Below are 6,537 nucleotides of genomic sequence, written 5' to 3'. Positions count from 1 at the left end.
TCGCGCCGCCCGTCTCCGCAAGGATCTTCGTGATCGCCGCCGTCAGCGACGTCTTGCCGTGATCCACGTGACCGATCGTGCCGATGTTGCAGTGCGGCTTCGAGCGGTTGAACTTCTCTTTGGCCATTGGACTCTCCGTTGGGTCTCTCTGGCGAACCTGAAGGGTGAAACTCGAAAGGCTCAGACCGACGCCGTCAGGCGTACTTGGCCTGGACCTCCTGGGCGACGTTCGACGGCACCTGCTCGTAGTGGTCGAACTGCATGGTGAAGGTGGCACGACCCTGACTGAACGAGCGCAGGGTGTTCACGTAGCCGAACATGTTGGCGAGAGGCACCATCGCGTTGACCACGTTGGCGTTGCCGCGCATGTCCTGGCCCTGGATCTGGCCACGGCGGGAGTTGAGATCGCCGATGACGGAGCCGGTGTAATCCTCCGGCGTCACCACCTCGACCTTCATGATGGGCTCGAGCAGGACCGGGGTGCCCTTCTGGAGGGCCTCACGGAACGCCGCGCGAGACGCGATCTCGAACGCCAGGGCGGACGAGTCCACTTCGTGGAAGGCGCCGTCGATGAGCTGCACCTTCACGTCCACCACCGGGAAGCCCGCCAGCACGCCGGCGCCAAGCACGCTCTCGAGGCCCTTCTGGACGCCCGGGATGTACTCCTTCGGCACCGCGCCGCCGACGATGGCGCTCTCAAAGGCGAAGCCCTTGCCCACCTCGTTCGGCTCCACGATGAACTTCACCCGCGCGAACTGGCCGGTACCGCCGGTCTGCTTCTTGTGGGTGTAGTCCACCTCGTACTTCTTCGTGATGGTCTCGCGATAGGCCACCTGGGGGGCGCCGATGTTGGCGTCCACCTTGTAGGTGCGCTTCAGGATGTCGACCTTGATGTCCAGGTGCAGTTCGCCCATCCCCTTGAGGATGGTCTGGCCACTCTCGAAATCGGTGGACACGCGGAAGGACGGGTCCTCGGCGGCGAGCTTGGAGAGGGCGATGCCCAGCTTCTCCTGGTCGGCCTTGGACTTCGGCTCGATGGCGATCTCGATGACCGGCTCCGGGAATTCCATCTTTTCCAGGATCACGGCCTTGGCGGGATCGCACAGCGTGTCACCCGTGCGCACATCCTTGAGGCCGGCGAGGGCGACGATGTCGCCCGCATAGGCTTCCTTGATGTCTTCCCGGTTGTTGGCATGCATCAGCAGCATCCGGCCGACGCGCTCACGCTTGTCGCGGGTGGAGTTGAGCAGGCCCATGCCGGTTTCCATCTTGCCGGCATAGACCCGGCAGAAGGTGATGGTGCCGACGAAGGGATCGTCCATGATCTTGAACGCGAGAACCGCGGTGGGCTCCTCGTCCGAAGGCAGGCGAACCGTGTCTTCCTCGGTCTTGAAGTCGATGCCCTTGATGGCGCCGCGATCGATGGGGGACGGCAGGAAGTCCACCACCGCGTCGAGCAGGGGCTGAACGCCCTTGTTCTTGAAGGCGGAGCCGCAGAACACGGGGTTGAACTTGCGCCCGATCACCGCCTTGCGGATCAGCGACTTGAGGGTCGCCACATCCGGCTCGACGCCGTCGAGGTAAGCGGTCATGGCGTCGTCGTCGAGCTCGACGGCGGCTTCCACCAGCTTGTTGCGGTATTCGGCAGCCTTGTCGGCGAGATCCGCGGGGATCTCCTCGTCATGATACTTGGCGCCGAGGGCTTCATCTTCCCACACCACCGCCTTCATGCGGACGAGGTCGATGATGCCCTTGAAGTTGTTTTCCGAACCGATCGGCAGCTGGCAGCACACGGGGTTGCCGGCCACGCGGTCGATGATCATCTCGACGCAGCGGTAGAAGTCGGCGCCGATCTTGTCCATCTTGTTGACGAACACGATGCGCGGCACGTTGTACTTGTCCGCCTGGCGCCACACGGTCTCGGTCTGCGGCTCGACGCCCTGGTTGCCGTCCAGCACGCACACGGCGCCGTCGAGCACGCGGAGCGAACGCTCCACCTCGATGGTGAAATCCACGTGCCCGGGGGTGTCGATGATGTTCAGGCGCTTGCCCGACCAGATGGCAGTCGTCGCGGCGGACGTGATGGTGATGCCGCGTTCCTGCTCCTGGGTCATCCAGTCCATGGTGGCGGCGCCATCATGGACTTCACCGATCTTGTGGCTCTTGCCGGTGTAATAGAGGATCCGCTCCGTGGTCGTGGTCTTGCCGGCATCGATGTGCGCCATGATGCCGAAGTTGCGGTAGTCCTCGATCGCGTGAGTACGGGGCATGGAAGTCGTCCTCTCCGATCACCAGCGATAATGCGAGAAGGCGCGGTTGGCTTCCGCCATCCGGTGCGTATCTTCGCGTTTCTTCACGGCAGCGCCGCGATTGTTGGCAGCATCGAGCAGCTCGGCGGAGAGACGCTCCACCATGGTCTTCTCGTTGCGGGCACGGGCCGAGGCGATGAGCCAGCGGATCGCCAGGGTCTGGCGACGCTCGTTCCGCACCTCGACGGGAACCTGGTAGGTGGCACCACCCACGCGGCGGGAGCGAACTTCCACCGCCGGGGCCACGTTCTCGAGCGCCTGGATGAACACATCCACCGGATCGTGCTTGGCCTTGGTCTCGACCACGTCGAGAGCGCCATAGACGATGCCTTCGGCGACCGACTTCTTGCCATCACGCATCACGGAATTCATGAAGCGGGACAGAGTGGTGGACCCATACTTGGGATCCGGAATGACTTCGCGGCGCTCGGCCTTGTGACGACGGGACATCGTTCAGTTCCTCAACCTAGCCGGATCACTTGGGCCGCTTCGCGCCGTACTTCGAACGGCGCTGCTTGCGGTTCTTGACGCCCTGGGTGTCCAGCACGCCGCGCAGGATGTGGTAACGCACACCCGGAAGATCCTTCACGCGGCCGCCGCGGATCATCACCACGGAGTGCTCCTGAAGGTTGTGGCCCTCACCGGGAATGTAGCCGATCACTTCGTAGCTGTTGGTGAGCCGCACCTTGGCGACCTTACGCAGAGCCGAGTTCGGCTTCTTCGGGGTCGTCGTGTAGACGCGGGTGCAAACGCCGCGCTTCTGGGGGCTCGCCTGAAGCGCCGGCGCCTTGTCGCGCGCCTTCTGCGCTTCGCGCGGCTTACGGATCAGCTGGTTGATCGTCGGCATGTACGCCTTCGCCTCGTCCTGATCTGCGGCCTGGGGCCGCATTCTTCATTCGACGACCTTTTCAGGGGCCGCCACGATTGACCCCGACGGGGTCTCAAATTGCGCTCGCACCAACGAACACGAAAGGCGCCGTCCACGGCCCAAACGGGTGCGGACACGCCTTTCTCGCGACAGAGGATCACAGCGCGCAATTCCCGTGAGGGACGACGCCGCGATCATGCACCTGAAGTTATCGCAGTGCTGTTCCTGGCAGCGTTTCGGCTCTTGGGATCGTCTCACTCAAGGCCGGGAAGCCTTTGGGAATGAGAAACCGATCGCTCAGACGCCGACCGCCTGCCGCGAAGTGGGCTGCTTCTAGCCGCAGAGTCGCTCTGCGTCAAGCCTTCGTTGAGAAATGGGCGGGATGAAACGCCCGAGTTCGAAGGCCTCGAACCGCCTTCCGGCCCCCAGAAGGGCACGGCGACGGCGCACCAGGCCGTTTAACGCCTGAAACGAGGGCAGAATCGACCTGCGCCCAAACAAACGGCACCGAATCCGGCGACTGCTACCGGCTCCCCGATCGCACGAAGGCGACGGGAGGCCGGGTCACAGAATCGCGAAGAATCGGAACGGACCAGGTCAGCCCAGCAGGGCGGCGACGCCGTCACGCTCTTCGAGCAGCTCGTTCAGGGTCTTCTCGAACATGGACTTGGAGAAATCGTCCATGGGAAGGCCCTGGACCACCTCGTACTCGCCCGCGGTGCACACGGCGGGGACGCCGAACACGATGCCCTCGGGCACGCCGTAGGAGCCGTCGGAGGCCACGCCCATGGACACCCACTTGCCGGCAGTGCCGTGGATCCAGTCATGCATGTGGTCCACGGCGGCGTTGGCGGCCGAGGCGGCCGACGACAGGCCACGGGCCTCGATGATGGCGGCGCCGCGCTTGCCTACCTTGGGCAGCAGGGTCTCGCGGTACCAGGTCTCGTCGTTGATGAGTTCCGGCAGCGGCTTGCCGTTCGCGGTGGCGAAGCGGTAGTCGGCGTACATGGTCGGGGAGTGGTTGCCCCACACCGCCACCTTCTCGATATCCGCCGTGGCGATGCCGGCCTTGGCCGCGAACTGCGACAGGGCGCGGTTGTGGTCGAGGCGGAGCATGGCGGTGATGTTCTTCGCCGGCAGGTCGGGCGCGCTCTTGGCGGTGATGTAGGCGTTGGTGTTGGCCGGATTGCCCACCACGAGCACCTTCACGTCGCGCTTGGCCACCTCGTTCAGCGCCTTGCCCTGGACCTTGAAGATCTCGGCGTTGGCGGAGAGCAGGTCGGCACGCTCCATGCCCTTCGAGCGCGGGCGGGCGCCGACGAGGACCGCGGCGTCAATGTCCTTGAACGCCACCTTGGGATCGTCGGTGATGACCACGCCGGCCAGGTTCGGGAACGCGCAGTCCTCGAGCTCCATCACGACGCCGCCGACGGCGGCCTGCGCCTGCGGCAGGTCCAGAAGCTGGAGGATGACCGGCTGGTCCTTGCCGTACATGTCGCCGTTGGCGATGCGGAAAAGCAGCGAATAGCAAATCTGACCGGCGGCGCCCGTGACAGCGACGCGAACGGCGGGTTTGGTCATGAGAAGAAGCCCTTATGCCTTAGGTCGAGCCCCGAAGGCTCGGGCGCGCAATCTATGCCGCAGCGCCGCGGAAGGAAAGGCGCTGCGCGGAGCCGATTCGCGGGCTGGCCGTGGGACCTTGGTCTTAGGCCGGGAGTGCCGTCCGCGCCCGATGGTTCGGGCGCGGGCTGGCCATCGGCGCGGCGGATCGCCCGCGAAACCTCCGGCGAGCCCAGCTCAGGCCCTCGGAAACTTCGCCGCTTTCAGGAAAACCACGAGTTCCTCGAAATCATCGCCGCCCACGGGATACTGCGCCTTCGTGATGAAGGGCACGGTGATCGCGACCACGCCGCCGCCCCTGGTGGCCACGAGGCTGCAGTCCACGCTCGGGTCGAACGGGCCGGGCGCGTCGGCCTTGCAGGAAATCGCGTAAGCGGAGACTGCCGTAACATCGTAGAGATCGTAGGCCAGGAGGCTTTTGGGACGGTCCAGGGCCGGATTTTGGCCATTGCCCCATGTCGCGAGGCGGATCACGGCGGCGGCCGGTCCGGTCTTCTCCAGGTAGATCTGGATTTTCTCTCCGGCCCGGCCGCTGGACCAGACGGTTGCTGTTGGCATGCTGCCCCCCATCCGGGCGGAAAAGCGGAATCGCAAGGCGCCCTGCCCCGCAGATGACATGACCGCATCCACAGCACGGCCGCCTCCGCCCGGACCAGGCGCAGCCGTGTCCCCAAGAGTGCAGGGAAGCTGATAGCAATCTTAGATTGTGTATTTTGCTTGGACAACCTGAAATGTGCAGCGCGCGGCGATGGCCCGGCCCTGCCATGCGGCCCTGCTATACGGCCCTGCCACGCGACGACAATCCGCGCCGCCCTGGATGCACCGGCCCTTCAGGCCATGGGGTAACGCCGTCCCGCCGCCCTCACACCACGATCACGTGGTTGGCGAGTTCGTTGCGATCCTGGGGCCCGCGCGGCAGGGCGCCGGAGAGGAGTTCGCCCGCCTTCTCGACGCCGCAGACCAGCCCGTCGGCCAGGCTCCCCTGCCGGGCGCGGGAGGCGACCGCACCGCAGATCTCCTGCCAGGCCCCATGGCCGAGCGGGGTGTGGACGCCCTCGTCCGCCACCACCTCCACCAGCCGCTCGCGGGCGGCGGCGTAGATGAGGATGCCGGTCCGCCCCGCCGTCTGGGGGATGCCATAGGCGAGGAAGGTCTCGATGGCAGCGCTGCGGGCGGCCGCCTTCAGGGCGAGCCGGGGGATCACCCGATGGACCACCCCCGGCAGCATGAGGATCGACGCCAGCACCACGAACAGAACCGCCTGCACGGCGAGGAGCGGCAACGCCGGCATGGGCCACAGCAGGGCGATGAACCACGGCAGCACCAGCGCCGCCAGCGAAGCCCACAGCACCGAGAAGAACGGATGCTGCACCAGCGGCGCGCGCGCCACCACCACGCGGATTTCGGCGGAGGTCCTTGTTTCCGCTGCCGCGATCGCATCGGCGATGCGCGCGAGCGCCGCGTCCGAAAGACCGGCGACACCGGCGGCGGCGGACGACTGATCCCGTTCGGCGGCGCTCATGGCGTATCCTTTTCCCTCGGCGGCCCTGCCGCTCGTGCTGAACGGGCAGCCGGCCCGTGGGCGATCTGCCCTATATTGATACCACAGACAACGAACCGCCTCACCAGTCGCCGGAGGCACCGCCGCCGCCGGTGTCGCCGGTCTTTCGGACGCGGCGCTCGCGCGCATCGCCGATGCGATCGCGGCAGCGGAAACAAGGACCTCCGCCGAAATCCGCG

At 65.8% G+C, this 6,537-nt stretch carries 7 protein-coding genes; all 7 read right to left on the bottom strand.

Annotated features, from left to right (window positions below):
• Positions 1–127 (bottom strand): GTP-binding protein (locus K9U41_RS21120; protein WP_246089533.1); only part of this gene is annotated, 127 nt, incomplete at its 3' end.
• Between the two features lie 67 nt (positions 128–194).
• Positions 195–2,270 (bottom strand): elongation factor G, encoded by a 2,076-nt coding sequence (gene fusA / locus K9U41_RS21115; RefSeq protein ID WP_282642816.1) that lies wholly within the window; start codon positions 2,268–2,270, stop codon positions 195–197.
• Between the two features lie 18 nt (positions 2,271–2,288).
• Positions 2,289–2,759, bottom strand: a complete 471-nt coding sequence (gene rpsG / locus K9U41_RS21110; protein ID WP_012113698.1) for a 30S ribosomal protein S7 — start codon at positions 2,757–2,759, stop codon at positions 2,289–2,291.
• A gap of 25 nt (positions 2,760–2,784) precedes the next feature.
• Complete coding sequence (rpsL, locus tag K9U41_RS21105) at positions 2,785–3,156, bottom strand: 30S ribosomal protein S12 (RefSeq protein ID WP_012113697.1); 372 nt, start codon at positions 3,154–3,156, stop codon at positions 2,785–2,787.
• A 618-nt stretch (positions 3,157–3,774) separates the two neighbouring features.
• A complete protein-coding gene (locus K9U41_RS21100; RefSeq protein WP_282642815.1) occupies positions 3,775–4,758 on the bottom strand; it encodes a malate dehydrogenase in 984 nt (327 codons plus the stop codon).
• Between the two features lie 216 nt (positions 4,759–4,974).
• On the bottom strand, positions 4,975–5,355 hold the full coding sequence (locus K9U41_RS21095) for a hypothetical protein (RefSeq protein ID WP_282642814.1): 381 nt from the start codon (positions 5,353–5,355) through the stop codon (positions 4,975–4,977).
• Between the two features lie 304 nt (positions 5,356–5,659).
• The gene (locus tag K9U41_RS21090) at positions 5,660–6,319 is read right to left on the bottom strand and encodes a TPM domain-containing protein (RefSeq protein WP_282642813.1); all 660 of its coding nucleotides are present in this window, start codon (positions 6,317–6,319) and stop codon (positions 5,660–5,662) included.
• Positions 6,320–6,537: the final 218 nt, after the last annotated feature.

It is taken from the genome of Xanthobacter autotrophicus, from assembly GCF_029991245.1.
In the GTDB taxonomy this organism is placed as follows: domain Bacteria; phylum Pseudomonadota; class Alphaproteobacteria; order Rhizobiales; family Xanthobacteraceae; genus Xanthobacter; species Xanthobacter autotrophicus_C.
This window is presented reverse-complemented; position numbering and strand designations above follow the sequence as displayed.

Excerpts from the sequence above, each read along its gene's own strand:
- K9U41_RS21090 (WP_282642813.1), bottom strand. The coding sequence starts at position 6,319 with ATGAGCGCCGCCGAACGGGATCAGTCGTCCGCCGCCGCCGGTGTCGCC.
- K9U41_RS21095 (WP_282642814.1), bottom strand. The coding sequence starts at position 5,355 with ATGCCAACAGCAACCGTCTGGTCCAGCGGCCGGGCCGGAGAGAAAATC.
- rpsG (WP_012113698.1), bottom strand. The coding sequence starts at position 2,759 with ATGTCCCGTCGTCACAAGGCCGAGCGCCGCGAAGTCATTCCGGATCCC.
- K9U41_RS21100 (WP_282642815.1), bottom strand. The coding sequence starts at position 4,758 with ATGACCAAACCCGCCGTTCGCGTCGCTGTCACGGGCGCCGCCGGTCAG.
- rpsL (WP_012113697.1), bottom strand. The coding sequence starts at position 3,156 with ATGCCGACGATCAACCAGCTGATCCGTAAGCCGCGCGAAGCGCAGAAG.
- fusA (WP_282642816.1), bottom strand. The coding sequence starts at position 2,270 with ATGCCCCGTACTCACGCGATCGAGGACTACCGCAACTTCGGCATCATG.